At 72.0% G+C, this 20,878-nt stretch carries 16 protein-coding genes; 10 read left to right on the top strand and 6 right to left on the bottom strand.

Annotated features, from left to right (window positions below; all coding sequences use genetic code 11):
• Window positions 1–44: 44 nt before the first annotated feature.
• The 4 genes from ACWD01_RS27580 to ACWD01_RS27565 all read right to left on the bottom strand — a co-directional run bounded on the left by ACWD01_RS27580 (window position 45) and on the right by ACWD01_RS27565 (window position 3,575).
• On the bottom strand, window positions 45–737 hold the full coding sequence (locus ACWD01_RS27580; protein WP_451165527.1) for a ribonuclease H family protein: 693 nt from the start codon (window positions 735–737) through the stop codon (window positions 45–47).
• 50 nt (window positions 738–787) lie between these two features.
• Window positions 788–1,687 carry an aldose epimerase family protein gene (locus tag ACWD01_RS27575; protein ID WP_451165495.1) on the bottom strand — a complete coding sequence of 300 codons (900 nt, stop codon included), beginning with the start codon at window positions 1,685–1,687 and terminating at the stop codon, window positions 788–790.
• Between the two features lie 92 nt (window positions 1,688–1,779).
• Window positions 1,780–2,106, bottom strand: coding sequence for a GNAT family N-acetyltransferase (locus ACWD01_RS27570; protein ID WP_451165494.1), 327 nt, complete (start codon window positions 2,104–2,106; stop codon window positions 1,780–1,782).
• A 530-nt stretch (window positions 2,107–2,636) separates the two neighbouring features.
• Complete coding sequence (locus ACWD01_RS27565) at window positions 2,637–3,575, bottom strand: cellulose binding domain-containing protein (RefSeq protein WP_451165493.1); 939 nt, start codon at window positions 3,573–3,575, stop codon at window positions 2,637–2,639.
• A 309-nt stretch (window positions 3,576–3,884) separates the two neighbouring features.
• Here ACWD01_RS27565 and ACWD01_RS27560 point away from each other — a divergent pair, with 309 nt between their 5' ends.
• Window positions 3,885–6,485 carry a glycoside hydrolase family 9 protein gene (locus tag ACWD01_RS27560; RefSeq protein WP_451165526.1) on the top strand — a complete coding sequence of 867 codons (2,601 nt, stop codon included), beginning with the start codon at window positions 3,885–3,887 and terminating at the stop codon, window positions 6,483–6,485.
• Window positions 6,486–6,564: 79 nt separating this feature from the next.
• On the opposite strand, the gene ACWD01_RS27555 is transcribed toward ACWD01_RS27560, so the two are convergent.
• On the bottom strand, window positions 6,565–6,912 hold the full coding sequence (locus tag ACWD01_RS27555) for a tetratricopeptide repeat protein (RefSeq protein ID WP_451165492.1): 348 nt from the start codon (window positions 6,910–6,912) through the stop codon (window positions 6,565–6,567).
• A 255-nt stretch (window positions 6,913–7,167) separates the two neighbouring features.
• On the opposite strand from ACWD01_RS27555, the gene ACWD01_RS27550 reads away from it, so the two are divergent.
• Window positions 7,168–9,018, top strand: a complete 1,851-nt coding sequence (locus tag ACWD01_RS27550; protein ID WP_451165491.1) for a glycoside hydrolase family 15 protein — start codon at window positions 7,168–7,170, stop codon at window positions 9,016–9,018.
• 19 nt (window positions 9,019–9,037) lie between these two features.
• Here ACWD01_RS27550 and ACWD01_RS27545 read toward each other — a convergent pair whose 3' ends face one another.
• Window positions 9,038–10,120 carry a substrate-binding domain-containing protein gene (locus ACWD01_RS27545; protein WP_451165490.1) on the bottom strand — a complete coding sequence of 361 codons (1,083 nt, stop codon included), beginning with the start codon at window positions 10,118–10,120 and terminating at the stop codon, window positions 9,038–9,040.
• A 210-nt stretch (window positions 10,121–10,330) separates the two neighbouring features.
• On the opposite strand from ACWD01_RS27545, the gene ACWD01_RS27540 reads away from it, so the two are divergent.
• The 8 genes from ACWD01_RS27540 to ACWD01_RS27505 all read left to right on the top strand — a co-directional run bounded on the left by ACWD01_RS27540 (window position 10,331) and on the right by ACWD01_RS27505 (window position 20,875).
• Window positions 10,331–12,748 carry a polysaccharide lyase 8 family protein gene (locus ACWD01_RS27540; protein ID WP_451165489.1) on the top strand — a complete coding sequence of 806 codons (2,418 nt, stop codon included), beginning with the start codon at window positions 10,331–10,333 and terminating at the stop codon, window positions 12,746–12,748.
• Between the two features lie 35 nt (window positions 12,749–12,783).
• Window positions 12,784–13,512, top strand: coding sequence for a heparin lyase I family protein (locus tag ACWD01_RS27535; RefSeq protein WP_451165488.1), 729 nt, complete (start codon window positions 12,784–12,786; stop codon window positions 13,510–13,512).
• Window positions 13,513–13,638: 126 nt separating this feature from the next.
• Window positions 13,639–14,700, top strand: coding sequence for a substrate-binding domain-containing protein (locus ACWD01_RS27530; protein ID WP_451165487.1), 1,062 nt, complete (start codon window positions 13,639–13,641; stop codon window positions 14,698–14,700).
• Between the two features lie 28 nt (window positions 14,701–14,728).
• Window positions 14,729–16,504: a beta-galactosidase gene (locus ACWD01_RS27525; protein ID WP_451165486.1), complete on the top strand. Its 1,776-nt coding sequence runs from the start codon at window positions 14,729–14,731 to the stop codon at window positions 16,502–16,504.
• Between the two features lie 154 nt (window positions 16,505–16,658).
• On the top strand, window positions 16,659–17,969 hold the full coding sequence (locus ACWD01_RS27520; RefSeq protein WP_451165485.1) for an ABC transporter substrate-binding protein: 1,311 nt from the start codon (window positions 16,659–16,661) through the stop codon (window positions 17,967–17,969).
• 64 nt (window positions 17,970–18,033) lie between these two features.
• Entirely contained in the window at window positions 18,034–18,936 is a 903-nt protein-coding gene (locus ACWD01_RS27515; protein WP_451165484.1) for a carbohydrate ABC transporter permease, read from the top strand.
• A gap of 2 nt (window positions 18,937–18,938) precedes the next feature.
• Window positions 18,939–19,856 carry a carbohydrate ABC transporter permease gene (locus ACWD01_RS27510; RefSeq protein ID WP_451165483.1) on the top strand — a complete coding sequence of 306 codons (918 nt, stop codon included), beginning with the start codon at window positions 18,939–18,941 and terminating at the stop codon, window positions 19,854–19,856.
• A gap of 38 nt (window positions 19,857–19,894) precedes the next feature.
• The gene (locus tag ACWD01_RS27505) at window positions 19,895–20,875 is read left to right on the top strand and encodes a hydroxyacid dehydrogenase (protein WP_451165525.1); all 981 of its coding nucleotides are present in this window, start codon (window positions 19,895–19,897) and stop codon (window positions 20,873–20,875) included.
• Window positions 20,876–20,878 lie beyond the last annotated feature (3 nt).

Genomic DNA, 20,878 nt, shown 5'->3' with positions numbered 1-20,878 from the left:
TTGCGACGGGGCCGGCCACTGTCCTCGGCGGACGGCCCCGGCGTTCAGGCGCCGGCCGTGGCGCAGGCGGGGTGGACCCAGCCGTCGTCGTTCTTCGTGATGGTCTCGCCCTTGTCGTAGGGCCGGCCGCAGCGGCACCGGCCGGGGAACTTGGCCTTCACCGAACCGCGCCCGGCGCCCGACGGTGCGCGCCGCGCCGCAGCGGCGGGCCGGCGGGACCGCGCCCCGGCGCCGGTCCGGACCGGCGCCTCGGGCGGCGGCAGGGCGGACCCGGCGGCCGAGCCCGCGCCCTCCTGCGTGACGGCGGTGCGGCTGGCCGCCCCGTCGGCGGCGGCGTTCAGCGGATCGCCGTCGACCTGGTGCGCGGGGGTGTGGACGAACGTGACGTCCCGGCCGGTCAGCAGGGTGTCGATGGCCATCACGAGCTCCTGGTTGGCCACCGGGCCGCCGGAGGCCGTCCGCCAGCCCTTGCGGCGCCAGCCCGGCAGCCAGGTGGTCACCGCCTTCATGGCGTACTGCGAGTCCATCCGCACTTCGAGCGGCGTCATCGGGTCGGTCGACCGCAGGAGTTCCAGCAGGGCGGTCAGCTCCGCCACGTTGTTCGTGGCCCGGCCGAGCGGCCCCGCCTCCCAGGAGACGACACTCCCGTCCGCGTCTCCGACGACCCACGCCCAGGCCGCAGGCCCGGGATTCCCCTTCGACGCCCCGTCGCACGCGGCAATGATCCGTTCCACCATTCCCCCGATGCTGCCACGTGCGCCGCGCGGGCCCGCGTCGGGGGCGTCGCTCACGCGCCGCCGGTCCCGGGAGCCAGATGCGGGAACCGGAACTCGGTGCGGCTGCGGAACACCGCACCGGGGCGCAGCACCGTGCTCGGGTACTCCGGGCGGTTGGGGGCGTCGGGGAAGTGCTGGGTCTCCAGGCAGACGGCCAAGTGGCGCTCGAGACACCGGCCGTCGCCGTCCTTGAGTGTGCCGTCGAGCTGGTTGGCGGTGTAGATCTGCACGCCCGGTTCGGTCGTCCACACATCCATGACGCGGGTCGCGGCGGGAGCGGTGAGCCGCCCGGCGCAGCGCAGCGTGCCGTCGCCGTCGCCGGTCAGGACCCAGCAGTGGCCGTAGCCGCCGGCCCGGCGGATCTGCTCGTCCGCCGCCGTGACGCGCTCCGCGAGGACGTGCGGCGTGCGCAGGTCGAAGGCCGTGCCGGTGACGTCGGCGGCCGGGCCGTACGGGATGCCGTCCGGGGCGACCGGCAGATAGGCGGGGGCGTCGACCTGGAGGGTGTGGTCCAGCACGTCGCCGTCACCCGCGAGGTTGAAGTAGGCGTGGTTGCTGATGTTGACGACGGTCGGGCGGTCGGTGACCGCCGTGTAGTCGAGGGCGAGGGTGCCCGAGGTGTCGAGGCGGTAGGTGGCGGAGATGTCGAGCGCGCCGGGAAAGCCCATGTCGCCGTCCGGGCTGTGCAGCGCGAGCCGTACGGACGCGCCGTTCTCGTCGGTGTGCGAGGTCGCCTGCCAGACCTTGGTGTCGAAGCCTCCCGGGCCGCCGTGCAGGGCGTGCCCGCGGTCGTTGGCGGGCACCTGGTACGTCGTGCCGTCAAGGGTGAAGCGGCCCCGGGCGATGCGGTTGGCGTAGCGGCCGACGAGGGCGCCGGCGAGGAGCGCGACGATCCCCGGCGAGCAGCCCACCGGCCTGCTCGCCGGGGACCGGCCGTGTGCCCGGCCCGGAGCGCCGTTGTGGCCGGCGTCCGCGCTACGTCAGGTCAGGTCGGGAGCGGCGCTCATGCCGTCGCCGTACGGGGCAGGTCGAAGCGCTCCCGGTCGTCCTCGGGCACGAGGTCCAGATAGGCCGGAAGGTCCTCGGCGATGATCTTGCGGACGTAGGGGCAGAACGGCAGCACGGCCAGTCCCCGGCTGCGGGCGTCGTCCAGCTCGCCGGTGACCAGCTGCCGGGCCATGCCGCGGCCGGAGAACTCCGGGAGGGTCTCGGTGTGGGTGAAGGCGATGCTCCGGCCGGTGAGTTCGTAGTCGGAGAAGCCCGCCAGGGCCTCGCCGTCGTGGATCTCGTAGCGGCGCTGCTCGGCGTTGTCACGGACGGTGATGGTCATACGGGGGTCCTCCTGCGGGCTTCTCCGGGCGGAACGCGGCCGGACCGTCGACCGCCCGGCCAGGGACGGGGTGACGGCTGACGATCGGCACGCGGTTGAAGGCACCGATGGTAGTGACGACCGGGGGCCAGGGCGGAGATCCACGACCCGCACCGCCTCCAGTCCCTGGTCGCCACCCTCAATGCCGCGGCACACGCCCTGGAGGAGGGCCTGACCGAGCAGAAGGGAGCCCTCGCTCACCCCTGTGTCACACGTTGGACGTTCTCCTTACGACTTCCTGCTCCTCCAGGGGCCCGCCCTTCTGCTCATCCCGGTCGTCTCGCGGCTCCTCCACCGGATCGCCGTCCGAGTCCTCCTTCGCCGTCGCCAAGCGTGACGTCGCGCCGGAACCCGCCGCGACGTAAAGCCAGCGGCGCAACTGACGGTCGCCCGACCCGCCTCGACGCGCGGCCTGTCCGCCCGGCGTCATCGAGGGACGCCGGGCGGACAGGGGTTGCTCGCTGCGGAAGGGGAACCGGCCGCGTCACCCGTCAGGCCGGCGGCGTGCCCCAGGCGAGGCTCGTGCCCGTGTAGGCGGGGATCTTCGGAGCGTCCGCATACACCGTGGCCGTCGACCGGCTGTAGTCGTCGGCCTCGCTGAAGTTCGACCAGTCGGACTTGCTCATCCGCAACTGGATGTCGCCGGTGTCCCTGCCCGCCGCAAGGGAGTCCCTGGCGAACGTCACCTCCAGGTAGGCGTCCGCGCCCGCGACCGGCGTGGTCAGCGGGACGACCTTCAGCTTCACCTGCGCGCACCCGACCACCGCGTGGTCGCACCACGCGCTGACCGACGACGCCCCGCCGTCACGGCTGAAGTAGTAGCGCGCCGACACCGTGCTCAGGTCCAGGGAGGCGGATCCGGTGTTGGCGATCTGAACGGTCGGGCGGATGGCGTTGTCGGTGGCGGAGGTGTCGGTGTTCTTGTAGCGGACCTTCACCGCGCCCGACGGATCGCCGCCACCGCCTCCGTCGTCGGTCGTCACGCTCAACGCCGCCGACGGAGCGGATACGTTGCCCGCCGCGTCCCGCGCCCGCACCGTGTAGCGGTACGCGGTCGAGGGCGACAGGCCGGTGTCGGTGAACGACGTACCGGTCACCGGCGCGGCGTTCACCTTCGTCGTGCCCCGGTAGACGTCGTAGCCGGTCACACGCACGTTGTCGGTGGAGGCCGACCACGACAGGGACACACTGCCCGCCGTCTTCGCGGTGGCGTTGAGGCCGGCCGGCACGGTGGGCGCGGTGGTGTCGTCCGGGTCGGGCTCGCCGCCGCCGTCGCCGTACACGTCGGTCAGGCTGATGCCCGTGGTGCTCCCGGCGCCGCCGAGCGGCACCTCGTGGTCGAGGCTGACGAACTTGCCGCCGCGCTGCCACAGGGCGGGCTTCAGCAGGGCGTACTTCTCCTCGTCCCACGACTTCCAGTCGCCGAGCAACAGACCGCCCGTGTCACCGGAGTTGGGGTTGACGCACCAGAAGGTCTGGTGGATGCGGCAAGGACTGCAGGGGGAGCTCCGCGGCCTTGGCAAGACACACCGCGGAAGTAGCCATCCTTGTCCTGCATCTTGACGCCGCACGCCTCGCCCTCGACATTGGGAGCGCTCCCACACCCATGCGTGCGCTCCCGTGTCTCAGGCCACCGCGCACCTTCCCTACTCTCCAAGAGGACCTTTGGCGTGTCGCATCATCAGTTCCTCCTTCCCCCTACGGCCCGTACGCCCCGCCGCCAGGGCCGGCGCAGACGCCTGGCGCTGAGCGTCGCCGCCCTGGCCGGCCTGCTCGCCGGGGCGGTCGCCGTCGCACCCGCCACCGCCACCGCCGCGGAGCCGGCCGACGAAGCGCCCGAACTCATCGTCAACGGCGACTTCGCCGGCGGAACCGCCCCCTGGTGGTGGACCGACAACAGCCCCGGCGCCGTCGTGGACGGGCGTCTGTGCGCCGAGGTCCCCGCCGGCACGGCCAACCCGTGGGACGCCATCGTCGGACAGAACGGGCTCGCTCTCGCGGCCGGTGAGGGCTACACGCTCAGCTACTCGGCGACATCGACCGTGCCGGTCACCATCCGTACCAACGTGCAACTGGCCGTCGACCCCTGGACCCAGGAGCTCGCCGCGACCCAGCAGGTGGGCGAGAGCGCCGAACGCGTCAGCCACACCTTCACGGCGTCCGCCGACCACGACGCCGCACAGCTCGTCTTCCAGGTCGGCGGCAGCGAGCAGGCGTTCACGTTCTGCATCGACGACGTCTCCCTGCGCGGCGGCACCGCACCGCCCCCGTACGAGCCGGACACAGGCTCCCCCGTCCGCGTCAACCAGGTCGGCTACCTCCCGAACGGCCCGAAGAGCGGCACCTTCGTCACCGAGGCCACCGAGCCGCTGACCTGGACGGTCAACGACGCCGACGGGACGCGGCGGGCCAGTGGCGCCACCACCCCGGCCGGTGTGGACCCCACCTCGCGCCAGAACGTCCACACCTTCGACTTCAGCGCGGTGACCAGCGCCGGGGACGGCTACACCGTCACGGTCGGGGACGAGAAGAGCGAGCCGTTCGCGATCGGGGACGACCTCTACGACTCGCTGCGCACCGACGCGCTCGCGTACTTCTACCACAACCGCAGCGGCATCGAGATCGACGGCGACATCGTCGGCGACGAGTACGCCCGCCCGGCCGGGCACGTGGGCGTGAGTCCCAACCAGGGTGACAACGACGTGCCCTGCCAGCCGGGCGTGTGCGACTACCGGCTGGACGCGGCGGGCGGCTGGTACGACGCCGGCGACCACGGCAAGTACGTCGTCAACGGCGGCATTTCCGTGGCCCAGTTGATGGCCACCTTCGAGCGGACGCTGACGGAGGAGCACGCCGACGCCGCCCCGCTCGGCGACGGCGAACTGCGCCTGCCGGAGCACGGCAACGCCACGCCCGACATCCTCGACGAGGTCCGCTGGGAGATGGACTTCCTGATGCGGATGATGGTGCCGGCGGGCGAGCCGCTGGCCGGCATGGCGCACCACAAGCTCCACGACAAGGCCTGGACCGGCCTGCCGACACTCCCCCACCAGGACCCGCAGCCCCGCGAGCTGCACCCGCCGACCACCGCGGCGACCCTCAACGTGGCCGCCACCGCGGCGCAGTGCGCCCGCCTCTTCGCGCCGTACGACGCGGGGTTCGCAGCCAAGTGCCGTACGGCTGCGGTCACCGCGTGGAACGCGGCCAAGGCCCACCCGGACATCCTGGCCGACCCGAACGACGGGACGGGCGGCGGCGCGTACCCCGACGACGACGTGCGCGACGAGTTCTACTGGGCGGCGGCCGAGCTGTTCCTCACCACCGGGCAGGACGCCTACCGCCAGGAAGTGCTGCGCTCACCGCTGCACGGCGACACCGACCTGGTCTTCCCGCGCGGCGGCATGTCGTGGGGCTCGGTCGCCGGCCTGGGCGCGCTGAACCTGGCGACCGTGCCGAGCAGACTGACGGCCGATCAGCTCCGGTCTGTGCGGTCCATGGTGACGCAGGCGGCCGACGGGTACGCGGACGACTCGGCCGAGGCCGCGTACGGCCTGCCCTACGCGCCTGTCGACGGCCGCTACGTGTGGGGCTCGAACAGCCAGGTCGCCAACAACATGGTGGTCCTCGGCACGGCCCACGACCTGACCGGCAAGGCCGTGTACCGCGACGGTGTGCTCCGCGGGCTCGACTACCTGCTCGGCCGCAACCCGCTCAACCAGTCGTACGTCACCGGCTACGGCGAGCGGGACTCGCGCAACCAGCACCACCGCTTCTGGGCGAACCAGCTCGACCCGTCCCTGCCGAACCCGGCGCCGGGCTCGCTGGCCGGCGGCCCCAACGACGCCATCCAGGACCCGGTCGCGCAGAGCAAGCTGAAGGGCTGCGCGCCCGCGATGTGCTACATCGACGACATCGAGTCGTGGGCGACGAACGAGATCACCGTCAACTGGAACGCCCCGCTCGCCTGGGTGGCCTCCTACGTGGACGACCTCGGCGACGGCGGCGCCCGTAAGCAGGGCTGTGAGGTCACCTACATGTCGACCCGGTGGGGCGGCGGCTTCACCACCCAGGTCGTGGTGAAGAACACCGGCGCCGAGACGATCAGCCCCTGGCAGCTGTCGTGGACGTACTCCGACACGCAGCGCCTGACCGACCCGTGGGGCGCCACCGTTACCCAGACCGGCCCGAACGTCGTGGCCAGGTCGCTGAGCTGGAATTCCACGCTGGCTCCCGGCGGAACCGCACGGTTCGGCTTCAACGGCACGTCGAGCGGACAGGTCCACGACCCGCGGGTCTTCCGGCTGAACGGCACGCCCTGCGGGGTGACGCCGGCCCGCTAGAAGGCCACGGTCACGACCGTGCGTCGCCCATGGCAGCAGGTCCCGTGGGCGACGCGCCGCGCCGGACGCGGCTTTGCGGCTACAGCCGCTCGAAGTCGCCCGCGAGCGCCGAGGCGATCCGCAGATGCGGCTTCGCCTCCTCGTCACGGCCCTGCCGCTCCAGCGTCCGCCCGAGCAGCAACCGGGCGTACTCCCCCACGGGGTCGCGCTCCACGAGGGCGCGGCACTCGGCCTCGGCGCGCCGCAGCTGGGCAGAGTGGTAGTAGGCACGCGCCAGCAGCAGCCGCGGTCCGGCCTGCTCCGGCACCTCGTCCACCAGCTTGTCCAGGACACGGGCGGCCCGGGCGTAGTCCTTGGCCTCGAAGAACTTCCGCGCACGCTCCCAGCGCTCCGCCGGCGTGCCGTAGTCGTAGTACATCGTCTCCACTGCGCCCTCCTTCGAGCACGCAAACCGAGGACGACAGTCAAAAATTCCACTATTTCCGCGGCCCGCGCTGCCCACTCGTAGGTAGCGCTGAAGGCCGCGAGGGCCAGGAAACCCGCCGCCGGGCCGCACGAGATCCAGATCTTCTGCCCTTGGTTCACCAGCCCCGTCTGTCCGGAAAGCCGCCGGGCGTGCCGGGATCGCCCCCCGTGCGTACGCTCAGGGCAGGGCACAGCGGGCTCCGAGAGGGGAAACGGCATGTCCACTCGGATCGCCGACTACGGGATGCTCGCCGACGGCAGTTCCGCCGCCCTCCTCGACCGTCGCGGGTCCATCGACTGGATGTGCGTGCCGCGGTTCGACAGCCCGGCGTTGTTCGCGCGGCTGCTCGATCCCGAGGCCGGGCACTGGTCGATCACACCGGCGGGCCGGTTCGAGGCGCCGCGGCGTTATCTGCCGGGCACGCTGGTCGTCGAGACGACGTTCACCACCGCGTCCGGCGTGGCGCGGCTGCGGGACGCGCTCGCCGTTCCCGAGGGGCAGCGCGGCCACGAGCTGGGCATGTCGGCGCCGCACGAGCTGCTGCGCGAGATCGAGGGGGTGAGCGGCGGGGTCACGTTCGACGTGGAGCTGGTGCCCCGCCCCGAATACGGGCTGGTGCGGCCGCTGTTGCGGCTCACGGACGGTGGGATGCGCACGTTCGGCGGCCCGAATCAGATCGCCGTGCGTTCCCCCGTTCCGCTGGAGGGCGGTGAGTCGCGCGTCCGGGCGAGGCTGCGCGTGGCGGCCGGGCAGCGGCTCGGGTTCTCGCTCGTGTGGGCGCCCCCGGAGGTGGCGCCGCCGGAGCCGACCGCTCCCGAGCGGGTGACGGGGCGGATCGACGACACCGTCGAGGCGTGGCGGTCGTGGGAGGCGGAGCACGACAACTACCGGGGCCCGCACCGCGAGCTGGTCCTGCTGTCGTCCCGGGTGCTCAAAGGGCTCACGTACCGTCCGACCGGCGCCATCGTCGCCGCTCCGACGACCTCCCTGCCGGAGACCGTGGGAGGGGTGCGCAACTGGGACTACCGCTACGCCTGGATCCGTGACGCCAGTCTGACCCTGGAAGCCCTCTACCAGGGCTCGTGCCCCGAAGAGGCGGTCGACTTCGTGTCCTTCATGACCAGCTCCGCCGGCGGAGACGCCGGTGCGGACTCGTCGCTGCAGATCATGTACGGGGTCGGCGGCGAGCACGACCTCACCGAGCGTCTGCTGCCGCATCTGCGCGGATGGCGGGACTCCCGCCCGGTCCGGGCCGGCAACGCGGCATGGGCGCAGACCCAGCTCGACGTCTACGGGGAGCTGCTGAACGCGCTGCACCTGTACCGGGAGCGGCTCGGGGAGCTGCATCCGGAGATCCAGCGGTTCGCCGCCGGACTGGCGGACACGGCGGCGCGCCGCTGGCGGGAACCCGACGCGGGTATGTGGGAGATGCGCGGCGAACCGCGCCATCACCTGTCCTCGAAGGTGCTGTGCTGGGTCGCACTCGACCGGGCGGTGAAACTCGCCCCGCGCCTGGGCCGGCACGCGCGCGCCGCGGCCTGGGCGGCCGAGCGGGACCGCATCCGGGCGGCCGTTCTCGAACACGGCTGGAGCGAACGGCGGGGCGCCTACGCCCAGGCGTTCGACTCCGACGAACTCGACGCCGCCGCCCTGCTCATGCCGCTCTACGGCTTCCTGCCCGCCACCGACGCACGTATGAACGCGACCGTCGAGGCGATCGCCCGCGAGCTCACCGAGGACGGGCTGGTGCTGCGCTACCGGCTGGCCGGCGAGGGGAACGTCGACGGACTCGCGGGAAGCGAGGGTACGTTCGTGCTCTGCTCGTTCTGGCTCGCCTCCGCGCTCGCCCGGGCCGGGCGGCCGGACCGCGCGCAGGCCCTCTTCGACCGCGTCGCCGGCTTCGCCAACGACCTGGGGCTCCTCGCCGAGGAGGTCGACCCGCGCACCGGTGAGCTGCTCGGCAACTTCCCGCAGGCGTTCAGCCACATCGGGCTGATCAACGCGGCCGCCGCCGTCGACGAGGCCGCGGGCGCACTGTCCGGCCAGGGCGTCGGCCTGTCGGGCTGAACGGGCGAAGGCCGGTCCGTCACACTCCACCGCTGGACGCGCGGACGCGGAGTTCGGGGAGGATGGACACCTGGCGTCGGGGGCGGTCCGGTTCGGCGACCCGGGCGGCGAGGAGTTCGACGGCGGAGACGCCCACCTCGTGTTTCGAGGGGGCGACGGCGCTGAGGGGGAGGTCGCCGAGGCCGGCGACCTCGTCGTCGTACGACACGACGGCCAAGTCGCCGGGGACGGTGAGCGAGCGGGCACTCAGCCGCTGCAGGAGTACGAGCGCGTCGCCGTCCGGGTGGACCACGGCCGCGTCGACGCGGCCGGCCGTCACCGCGTCCAGGAACCGGGCCATGGCCCGGTCGTACTCCGGGTTGCCGGGGCGGTGCGTCCCGAGGTCGACATGGCCGGCGTCCTCGGGCGCGTCGAGTCCCGCCAGGTCGAGTCCCGCGCGGAAGCCCTCCTCGAGCAGCGGGGCGGTGGGGGTGCCCCCGCGGGTCAGCAGCGCGATGCGGCGGCGGCCCCGCGTGACGAGGTGGTGGACGGCGAGGCGGGCGCCGTAGGCGTGGTCGGTGACGACGTGCTCGACGGCCGGGCCGACCGCCCGGGGGCGCCGCTCCACCAGGACGAGGGGGATGCCGAGCTCCTCGTACCACGCGCAGTCGGTGGGAGCCGCGGCCGTGGTGGTGGGCGCCAGCAGCAGGCCGTCCACGCCCGCCGCGACCATCGCGTGGGCCTGCGCGCGCTCTCCGTCGACGTCGTACTCGGAGATGCGCAGCACGAGCCGGGCGCCCCGTGCCGTCGCGGCCTCCCGCACGGCCCTGATCACCTCCGGGTAGTAGTACGTGGCGGACGGCACGACCATGCCGAAGGTGAGCTCGCGCGGGGCCTGTCGGGGTGCGCCGCCGGTGGCGCCGACGGCGGACGGCGCCCGGTCCTCGGGGAGCCTGGCGCCGCCGTGGACCCGTACCACGAGCCCGCGTTCGGCCAGGGCCTCGACGTCCTTGCGGACGGTGACGGGTGAGACCCGCAGCTCCGCCGCGGCCTCGGTGACCCGCACCGAGCCGTGTCGGCGCACCTTGAGCAGGATCGCCTGAAGCCTGTCCTCGGCGTGCACGTGAACTCCCCCTCGTCGTCGCTCATCACAGGCCGCGCACTCTACGGGCGCGACTGTCTTTTCCGCACGCTCACTTTCGAAAAACGAAGAATTGAGCGAACGAGCGACGAAAGCGTTGCTTGTCGGGGAAAGCGCGTGCTACAAACCGCGCACCGCACCACTCCCCACGCTGCCGGACACCGTCGTGCTCCCACTTCCGGAGGTTTCCCCGTGCCCTCAAACTGGTCCCGCCGTGCCGTCGTACAGGCCGCCGCGGCGGCATCCGTCGCCGCAGCCGTCGGTGGCGCCACCGTCCGTCCCGCCTTCGCGGCCGAACCCGCCACCGGCGGTGCGGAGTTCGCGGCCCTGCGCGCCAAGTGGCGCGACCTGATGCTGGGGACGGCGTTCAACCCGGCCGCGGAGCCCTTCCGGCGGCTGCTCGCCGACCTCGGCGGCAAGGCGCGGGCGTACCTCGACAGCATGGCTCCCGCGGCCGGTTCGCTCTGGCCCGACCTGGACTGGGCCGATCCGGACCCCGACACCGACTCGGAGTCCTACGCCCATTCGGCGCGGATCGTCACCAGTTACAACCGGCTGAACACCATGGCCCAGGCGTACTGCCAGCCCGGCACGGGCGTGACCGGCAGCGCCGTACTGCGGGACGCCGTCCTCGCCGGTCTCGACCACGTCAACTCCGAGGTGTACAACGACCGCACCACGCGGTACGGCAACTGGTGGAGCTGGCAAATCGGCGCTCCGCAGGCGCTCATGGACACCTGTGTGCTGCTCCACGAGCATCTGACGCCGGTCCAGACCGACAACTTCTGCCGGGCGGTCGACCACTTCGTACCGGACTCGGTCTTCGACAGCTACAGCGGCACCAGTACCGGCGCCAACCGCGTCGACCTGTGCCGCACCGTCGTCCTGCGCGGCATCGTCGGCGCGAACTTGGACAAGGTCGCCCTGGCCACGCGTGCGCTCGGCCCGGTGTTCCCGTACGTCACCTCGGGTGACGGGTTCTACGCCGACGGCTCGTTCATCCAGCACCGCAACGTCCCCTACATAGGCGGCTACGGGGCCGTGCTCCATGACGGCGTGGGCCGTCTCATGGCGCTGCTGCGCGGGTCGTCCTGGGAGGTGGGCGGCCAGGACGCCCAGTTGTTCCTCGACACGATCGACCGCGCCATCGCCCCGTTCATCTACAACGGCCTGATGATGGACAACGTCTCCTCCCGCGGCATCAGCCGGGCCGGCACCTCCGACCACAGCCGCGCGCACCCGCTGATGGCCACGATTCTGCTGGTCGGCCAGGGTGCGACGGCGGAGGAGAACGCCCGGTGGCGTGCCATGGTCAAGGGATGGCTGCGCCGGGACTACCACTACCCCGCGCTGAGCAATCCCGGCCTCGGGCTCACCCGGACGTCCCTGCTGCAGGCCCTCCAGGACGACGACTCGGTCAAGGCGGCCCCCGAGCCGATCGAGCACCGGCTCTTCCACAACATGGCCAGGGTCACCCACCGCCGCCCGGGCTGGGCCGCCTCCCTCTCCATGGCGGCCAAGCACATCGCCCACTACGAGTTCGGCAACGGAGAGCACGCCCGCGGCTACCACACCGGCGCCGGCTGGCTCTCCTGGTGGGGGGACGACTTCGGACTCGAGCAGTACGCGGACGAGTTCTGGCCCACCGTCGATCCCTACCGGCTTCCCGGCATCACGGCCTCCCGCAAGCCGCTCCCGGACGGCGCGGGCGGCAACTGGGGACAGCCCTGCCCGGACGCCACCTGGGTCGGGGGCACCACCGACGGACGGTTCGGCGCCACCGGCCAGCACCTCAAGGGGCTCCTCAGCACGATGAGCGCCCACAAGTCCTGGTTCTGGCTGGACGACTGCGTCGTGTGCCTCGGGGCCGGCATCACGTCCCGCGACGGGTTCGCCGTCGAGACGACGGTCGACAACCGGAACCTGGGCGCGAAGGGCGCCCCCGCCCTGACCGTCGACGGCACCGTCCAGCCGTCCGCCCAGGGCTGGTCGGCCGCCTTCGACGGCGCGCGGTGGGCGCACATCGCCGGGCAGGCGGGGTACGTCTTCCCCGAGGGGGCCGATCTGCGCGCCGTCCGCGAGGAGCGCACCGGGGCGTGGCGGGACATCAACGCCAACGGCCCCACCACCCCGGTCACCCGCCGCTGGCTGACGCTGCTCACCGACCACGGCGCCGACCCCGCCGACGCCTCCTACGCCTACGTCCTGCTCCCGGGCGCCGGCGCCGCCGCGACCGCTCGGCGGGCGGCCGACAGGGGATGGCTGAAGATCCTCGCCAACAGCCGTGAGCAGCAGGGCGTCCGGGCCCCGCGGGTGGGCTTCACCGCGGTCAACTTCTGGGCTCCGGGGACGGTCGGCGGGATCACGGCCAGTGCGCCCGCCTCCGTGCTGATCCGGGAGAACCGGGACGGCACGGCCACCGTCGTCGTCTCGGATCCGGCGCGCCGGGCCGCCGCCCTGGAGATCGTCTGGGACCGCGCCGTCTCCGCCGTGCTGTCCAAGCCGGCCACGGTGACGTCGGCCCGCACCGGCGACGCGCTGCGACTCACCTTCGGCGACCTCACCGGCCAGGCCGGCGCCCCGCAGCAGATCCGGGTCCGCCTCACCTGACTCGAAATCCGTCCCACCTGCCCGGAAGGATCACGATGCCTCCCACACGGATGCACACGTTCCACATGTCCCGCACCGCCCTGAGCCTGGCCGCCGGGACCGCCGCGATGACGCTGGTCATGGCGACGGACGCCTGTGCCGCCGTCCTCTGGGACGGGGACGCCGCCAAGGGCCCCGGAGTGTTCGAGACCGTGCTGTGCCCCTCGCCGGGCGGCGTGAGCGTCAAGAACTGGGGCGACGCGCACGGCGACTTCTTCGAGTTCCTGAAGCCCGCCGGTTCCGAACGCTGCGAAGCCCACAGCATCAACAGGCCCGAACTGCTGCGGAACAACGCGACGCTCTGGTTCGGCTGGGGCTCCATGACGAAAACCGGCAACGCCCAGACCGTCTTCCAGTGGAAGTCCAACGGCACCAACGACCAGAACCAGCAGAACTACCCCGTGATCATGAAGGTCGAGGACAGCCGGCTGAAGGTCTGGTACGTCGCGCCGGATGAACGGTGGATCTCCATCGGGAGCGCTCCGTGGGCCCCCGAGTCCTGGCACTCCGTCCAGCTCGGCATCACCACCAGCTCCGTCGGCGCCGGCACGGCCGAGGTCTGGCTGGACGGCAGCCGCATCGCCCGCAGGACCGGGATGCGGACCTGGGACGACCTGGGCAACAAGCCCCGCTGGGGCACGTACGGCTCGACCATATCCGGCGTCTCCTCGACCAACTGGGTCGACGATCCGATTTTGGGCAACGCACGCGGGGACGTCGACTGAGACACCCGGTCCGGCCTGACCTCCTCACCCCCCTTATGTTCATTCGAGCAAAAACGTTCACAAGCGATCGCGTGGGCGCTAGACTGCAGCTCAGTGGACCAACGGATGACGAGGGGACCCGGTCACGTGCACGCCGAGGAAAGGCACCAGGAGATACTGCGGCGGCTGCGTGAGCGCGGCTCGATCCGGGTCACGGAGGTGGCCGCGGAGCTGAACGTCTCCCCCATCACCGTGCGCCGCGACGTGGAGGCGCTGGCCGAACGCGGGCTCGTGGAGCGCGTGCACGGCGGGGCCGTGCTGCCACAGGCCGCGGGGGCCGGGGCTCCGGACGCGCCGGACCTGCCGTCGCGGAACGGCGGCGAGCGGGTGTTCGGCCTGATCGTGCCGGCCGCCGACTACTACTACCCCGAGGTGATCAAGGGAGCCCGGGAGGCGGCCGCCGAGCGCGGCATCCGTCTCGTGCTGGGCATCTCGCAGTACAACCCCGACGAGGAACGGGCGCAGGCCCTGCAGATGCTCGCCGACGGCATCGACGGCCTGCTGATCACCCCGTGCGGCCCGGCGCAGGCGCGGAGCTGGCCGGCCGAGCTCGACGTGCCGTACGTGCTGGTGGAGCGGCGTCCCGAGGACGACGCCACGGGCGCCGAGCGCGTGGTGACCGATCACGTCCACGGCGCCCGGATCGCCGTACGGCACCTCGTCGAGGCGGACCGGAAGCGGATCGGGCTGCTGCTGCGCGAGGACAGCCCGCACGGCGCGCTCGTCCTGGAGGGCTATCGCGGCGGCCTGACCGCCGCCGGGCTGCCCGCCGCCGACGAGGCGTTGTTCCGGCTGCCGCCGCCGGGGGGTGACGCCGCGGAGCGGGAGCGGGTGCTCGCCGCGTTCACCGAGGCGGTCGCCGAGGGTCGGCTCGACGCGGCGGTCGTGCACAACGACCACGACGCGATCGTCGTCCTCCAGCGGCTGCGGGCCCGCGGCGTCGACGTCCCCGGTGACGTCGCCGTCGTCGCCTACGACGACGAGGTCGCCGCCCTCGCCGACATCCCGCTGACCGCGATCGCCCCGCCGAAGCACGCGGTGGGCGTCGCCGCCGTCGACCTGCTCGCCCGGCGGATCGCCGATCCGTCCCGTCCCCGGCACCGGATCGCGATCCTGCCGGAACTGCACGTGCGCTCCTCGAGCGCCTAGTCCGACCCCGCACGACTGGAGAACCCTCATGTTCGAGATCGCACCCGGGGGTTTCTCCCTCGACGGCCGTCCGCTGCGTCTGCTCTCGGGCGCGCTGCACTACTTCCGCGTGCTGCCGGAGCAGTGGCCGCACCGGCTGCGGATGCTGCGCGCCATGGGCCTGAACACGGTCGAGACGTACGTGCCGTGGAACCTGCACGAGCCGCGCCCCGGCACGTACGACTTCGCGGGCATCGCCGACCTGGACCGATTCCTGCACGCCACGCGGGAGGCGGGCCTGCACGCGATCGTGCGTCCGTCGCCGTACATCTGTGCCGAGTGGGACAACGGCGGGCTGCCGTGGTGGCTGGCCGCCGACCCGGAGGTGCGGGCGCTGCGCTGCCGGGACACGGGCTATCTGGCGCACGTGGACCGCTGGTTCGACCGGCTCGTGCCCGTCATCGCCCCGCACCAGGTCACCCGGGGCGGCAATGTACTGATGGTGCAGGTGGAGAACGAGTACGGCTCGTTCGGCACCGACACCGGCCATCTGGAGCACCTGGCCGGCGGGCTGCGCTCGCGCGGGATCGACGTACCGCTGTTCACCTCGGACGGTCCGGACGACTTCTTCCTGACCGGCGGGACGCTGCCCGGGAGCCTGGCGACGGTGAACTTCGGCAGCCGCGCCGGTGAGGCGTTCGCCTCGCTCGCCCGGCTGCGGCCCGACGATCCCGCTATGTGCATGGAGTTCTGGTGCGGCTGGTTCGACCACTGGGGCGCCGACCATGTCGTCCGGGACCCCGAGGACGCCGCGGACACGATGGCGGAGATTCTGGGCTCCGGGGCGTCCGTCAACATCTACATGGCGCACGGCGGCACCAACTTCTCGACGTGGGCGGGCGCCAACACCGCGGACCCGGCGACCGGTGAGCGCTATCTGCCGACGGTCACCTCCTACGACTACGACGCGCCGATCGACGAACGGGGCGGCGTCACCGAGAAGTTCCACGCCTTCCGCAAGGTGCTGGAGCCGTACGCGGACGGCCCGCTGCCGGAGCCGGAGCCGCCCGCGCCGCTGCTCCCGGCCGGGCGGGCCGGGCTGACGGAGTCGCTGCGGCTGTTCGACGCGCTGGACGCCCTGGCGGGCCCGGAGGCCGAGGCGCCGCTGCCGCCGTCCTTCGAGGATCTGGACGTCGGCCACGGACTAGTGCTGTACAGCGGGCGGGTCCCGGGGCCCCGGCAGCCGTATCCGCTGTCCGTGCAGGGTCTCGCCGACCGGGCGCACGTCTACGTCGACGGGGCCTTCGCCGCCGTCCTGGAGCGGGACGCGGACGAGAGGGTTCCGGACGTGCCCGTGCCGTCCGACGGGGCCCGTCTGGAGCTGCTCGTGGAGTCGATGGGGCGGATCAACTACGGGGCCGGCCTCGGTGAGAGCAAGGGCGTGCGGCGGGTGCTGCACACGCAGCAGATCCTGCACGGCTGGCGGGCCCGCGCGGTGGAGCTGGGGCACGGGACGCCGGGGAAGCTGCGCTGGGACGCCGGCGCGTCGGCCGAGCGGGGCCCGCTGTTCCTGCGCGGTCACCTCGAGGTGGCCGAGCCCGGCGACGCATATCTGGCGCTGCCCGGCGGCGGCAAGGGGTACGTGTGGGTCAACGGCTTCTGCCTGGGCCGCTACTGGGCCTCGCGCGGCCCTCAGCGGACGCTCTACCTGCCGTGGCCGCTGCTGCGCGCGGGTGCCAACGAGATCGTGGTGCTGGAGCTGGACGCGGACCTCGGCGCCGTCCCGGCGGCCGTGGAGCTGCGGGACGCCCCCGACCTCGGCTGACGCTTGTTCGTTTCGCCCGCCACCTCAGCCCAAACGAACATCCTGATGTTCATTTGGCGCACATCGCTGATTGATTGTTCACTTCCTATTGACTCTGATCACACTTGGCCGAAAGATGTGCGTCAATTCGCACCGAACTCCCCAGGAGTCAGCAATGAAGCCGTCCTCCCCCGCTCTCGCCGCCACGGCGGCATGCCTCGCCCTCCTCGCCACCGCCTGCGGCGGTCAGGACCAGAGCGAGGCTGGCGCCGGCACCGCCGACAAGCCCGTCGAGATCACCTACTGGTCCTGGATGCCGGGGACCAAGGAACTGGCCGCCGAGTTCAACCGGACCCACAAGGACATCAAGGTCACGTTCTCCGAGATACCGGCCGGCCTCAACGGCGGCCACGACAAGCTCGCCAAGGCCGTCAAGGCGGGCAACGCCCCCGACGTCATCAACGTCGAGTACCAGTCCCTGCCCGACCTGGTCACCCAGGGCCTGCTCCGTGACTCCACGGCGGAACTCGGCGAGGCCGTCGAGGGCTACGCCCCCGAGTCCGTGCGCGGCATGGTCACCCTCGGGGACAAGACCTGGGCCGCGCCCTACGACGTCGGGCCGCAGACCTTCTACTACCGCAAAGACCTGTTCGCCAAGTACGGCGTGGAGGTGCCCAAGACCTGGGAAGAGTTCGAGGCCGCCGCGGAGAAGGTGAAGACCGCCTCCAAGGGCAAGGCCCGCATCCTGGACTTCTGGGGCGACGACGTCGCCACCTGGGCCGGACTCTCCCAGCAGGCCGGCGCCCGCTGGTACGGCTCCTTCGGGGACGCCTGGAAGGTCGACATGACCGACGACTCGACCAAGAAGGTCGCCGGCTACTGGAAGAACCTGGTCAAGACGGACCTGGTGCTCAACCACAAGGCGTGGAGCCCCGAGGCCACCAAGGCCGTCACCGACTCCCGGGCCATCGCCCTGCTCGGCGCGTCCTGGAGCGCCGGCGGCATCAGGACCACCTACCCCGAGCAGGCCGGCAAGTGGGCCGAGGCGCCGCTGCCGCACTGGGGCACGCCCGCCACCGGCGCCGTCGGCGGCTCGTCGTTCGCCCTCTCCAAGGACACGAAGAAGGCCGAGGCCGCCGCCGAGTTCGCCATCTGGGCGACCACGGACAAGGCAGCCGTGAAGTCCCGTCTCGCGGCCGGCACCTCCAGCGGCCTGCCCGTCGCCGAGGACCTGCGCGCCACCGCCAGGGAGTCCTTCGACGCCTCCTTCTTCGGCGGCCAGGACATCTACGAGACCGCCGGCTCCCAGGTCCCCCTGATCGCCGAGGGCTGGATGTGGAGCCCGGTGCACAACTCGACCTCGATGACCCTGCAGACCGAACTCGGCAAGGCTCAGAAGACCGGCGAGTTCTGGCAGGCGTTCCTGGCGGGACAGCGCGCGGCCGAGAAGTCGATCACCGACCGCGGGCTCAAGCTCGCCAAGTGACGTCACGTCCCGAGAGCCCGGCTCCCCCGCGCGGAGCCGGGCCCGGCACCAAGGAGCTCCACCCATGGCATCGACCCGGCTCAGCCGCGGACGGCACGCCGCACCCGCCTTCTTCCTCGCCCCGTTCCTGCTGCTCTTCGCCACCACCCTCCTCGCCCCGATCGGCTACGCGGTCTGGATGAGCCTGTTCCGGGAGCAGGCGGCCTCCGGACTCGGTTTCGGCGGCACGAAGACGCTCTTCGTGGGCATCGACAACTATCTGCGTGCCCTGGGCGACGACGGCTTCCGCCGCAGCTTCACGCACATCGCCCTGTACTGCCTCGTCTACATCCCGGTGATGGTGGGCGGCGCGCTGGCCCTGGCCCTGCTGGTCGACTCGACGCTGGCCCGCGCCAAGCGGTTCTTCCAGCTGGCCTACTTCCTGCCGCACGCGGTGCCGGGACTGATCGCCGCGATCGTCTGGGGCTTCCTCTACACCCCGGGGCTCAGCCCCGTCATCGACTTCCTGTCCGTCTTCGGCGCGGACTGGGACCTGCTCGGTCCCGACGCGGTGGTGTTCGCCATGGCCAACGCCGCCACCTGGCAGTGGCTCGGCTACAACATGGTGATCTTCTACGCCGCGCTCCAGGCCGTGCCGCGCGAGACGCTCGAGGCGGCCGTGGTCGACGGGGCCGGCGAGCTGCGCACCGCCTGGTCCGTGAAGATGCCGATGATCCGTTCCTCGGTCGTGCTGACCACACTGTTCACCGCCGTCGGCGCGATCCAGCTGTTCAACGAGCCCGAAGTGCTGCGCAGCCGGTCGTCCGCGATCTCGCCCGACTGGAGCCCGGTCATGTTCATCTACCAGGCCGCCTTCACGGAGCACGACTACGGCCTCGCCGCCGCGGCCTCCCTGCTGCTCGCCGTGCTCGGCGCCGTGCTGTCCTTCGTCATCACCAAGCTCGGCAACCGCTGGAAGGAGGCGTGACCATGGCCGTCGACACGCTCCCCCCGAAGCAGCCCACCGCGTCGCCCGCCCCGGATGCGGCACCACGCCCGCAGCCCGTACTCAGGTCGTCCTGGTCGTCCCGGGCCGTCGTCAACACCGTGCTGGCGATCGTCGCCGTGTACACCCTGATGCCGCTCAGCTGGCTGCTGGTCAACGCCACCAAGGACAACGGCGACCTGTTCGGCAGCCCCGGCTTCCGGCTCGGCGACTTCAACCTGTTCGGCAACATCGCCGATCTCTTCGCGTACCACGACGGCGTGTTCGGCCGCTGGATGGTCAACAGCCTGCTGTACTCGGTGGTCGGCGCGCTCGCCGCCACGCTGATCTCACTGCTGGCCGGCTACGCCTTCGCGACGTACTCCTTCCGCGGCCGCGAGAAGGTGTACGGGCTGGTCCTGCTCGGCATCCTCGTGCCACCCACCGTCGTCTCCCTGCCGATGTACCTGCTCGCCTCCGAGGCCGGCCTCGTCAACACCTACTGGTCGGTGCTGATCCCGAGCCTGGTCAACCCCTTCGGCGTGTACCTTGCCAGGGTGTTCGCCGAGTCGTACGTACCCAACGAGACGATCGAGGCCGCGCGCATGGACGGCGCCGGTGAACTGCGCGCGTTCCGCTCCGTGGCTCTGCCGATGCTGGCCCCGGCCTTCGTGACCATTTTCCTGTTCACGTTCACCGCCGGCTGGAACAACTTCTTCCTGCCCCTGGTGATGCTGAACGACTCGTCCCTCTACCCGGTGGGCCTCGGCCTGTTCAGCTGGAACGCCGTCCTGCCGCAGGAGCCCCAGCTGTACGCGCTGGTCGTGACGGGCTCCCTGCTGTCCGTCGTTCCGCTCGCCGTCGCCTTCCTTCTGCTGCAGCGCCACTGGCGTTCCGGCCTGACCGCGGGAGCCGTCAAGTGACCCCCACGCCCGTCCGTCGCCCCCGCACCGTCCTGGCGATGAAACCGCCCGTCCACGCAGCACTCTTCGACCGGGCGGCGCTCGACCGGCTGGCGGCACTCGCCGACACCGATCCCTCGCTCGTCGTCGGCGACTTCACCGCCCCGGCGGTGGCCGCCGCCCTCGCCGAGGCGGAGGTGCTGCTGACCGGCTGGGGCTGCCCTCCCCTCACCGCGGAGGCACTGGAGCGCATGCCGCGGCTGCGTACGGTGATCCACGCGGCGGGCTCGGTCAAGCACCATGTGACGGACGCCTGCTGGGACCGCGGCATCACCGTCGCCTCGGCGGCCGCCGCCAACGCCGTGCCCGTGGCGGAGTACACGGTCGCCGCCGTCCTGTTCTCCGGCAAGAAGGTCCTGCACGCCGCGCGCGTGTATCGCGAGAAGCGGACGTGGGTGAACGCCCTCGACGTCATCGGCGCCGGCGGAAACCACCAGCACACCGTCGGCGTCGTCGGTGCGTCCCGCATCGGCCGCCGGGTCGTCGAACTGCTGCGCCCCTACGACATGCGGGTCCTGCTCCACGACCCGTACGTCGACGACGACGAGGTTCGGGCCCTCGGCGCGCACCCGGTCCCTCTGGACGAACTCGCCGCGCACAGCGACACCGTGACCGTCCACGCGCCCGAACTCCCGGAGACGTACCACCTCTTCGACCGCCGCCGCCTCGCCCTCCTCCAGGACGGCGCGACGCTGATCAACACCGCCCGCGGCTCCCTCGTCGACACCGCGGCCCTGACGGAGGAACTGCGCTCGGGCCGGCTGAACGCGGTCCTGGACGTGACCGACCCCGAGATCCTGCCGCCCGACTCGCCCCTGTACGACCTCCCGAACGTCCTGCTCACCCCGCACATCGCGGGTTCGCTCGGCAACGAACTCGGCCGGATGACCAACGCCGCGCTGGACCAGCTGGAGCGCTACGCGAGCGGACTGCCGTACACGGACCCGGTGCACCCGGAGGACCTCACGCGCTCGGCGTGAGCG

Source organism: Streptomyces sp. NPDC002835, from assembly GCF_053591995.1.
The sequence above is the reverse complement of the archived record's forward strand: the minus strand, read 5'-3'. Positions and strand labels throughout refer to the sequence as shown.

What these genes read in the sequence shown, in the direction of transcription:
- ACWD01_RS27580 (WP_451165527.1), bottom strand. Translation starts at nt 737, where the DNA reads ATGGTGGAACGGATCATTGCCGCGTGCGACGGGGCGTCGAAGGGGAAT.
- ACWD01_RS27570 (WP_451165494.1), bottom strand. Translation starts at nt 2,106, where the DNA reads ATGACCATCACCGTCCGTGACAACGCCGAGCAGCGCCGCTACGAGATC.
- ACWD01_RS27550 (WP_451165491.1), top strand. Translation starts at nt 7,168, where the DNA reads ATGTCCACTCGGATCGCCGACTACGGGATGCTCGCCGACGGCAGTTCC.
- ACWD01_RS27535 (WP_451165488.1), top strand. Translation starts at nt 12,784, where the DNA reads ATGCCTCCCACACGGATGCACACGTTCCACATGTCCCGCACCGCCCTG.
- ACWD01_RS27525 (WP_451165486.1), top strand. Translation starts at nt 14,729, where the DNA reads ATGTTCGAGATCGCACCCGGGGGTTTCTCCCTCGACGGCCGTCCGCTG.
- ACWD01_RS27520 (WP_451165485.1), top strand. Translation starts at nt 16,659, where the DNA reads ATGAAGCCGTCCTCCCCCGCTCTCGCCGCCACGGCGGCATGCCTCGCC.
- ACWD01_RS27515 (WP_451165484.1), top strand. Translation starts at nt 18,034, where the DNA reads ATGGCATCGACCCGGCTCAGCCGCGGACGGCACGCCGCACCCGCCTTC.
- ACWD01_RS27510 (WP_451165483.1), top strand. Translation starts at nt 18,939, where the DNA reads ATGGCCGTCGACACGCTCCCCCCGAAGCAGCCCACCGCGTCGCCCGCC.
- ACWD01_RS27505 (WP_451165525.1), top strand. Translation starts at nt 19,895, where the DNA reads ATGAAACCGCCCGTCCACGCAGCACTCTTCGACCGGGCGGCGCTCGAC.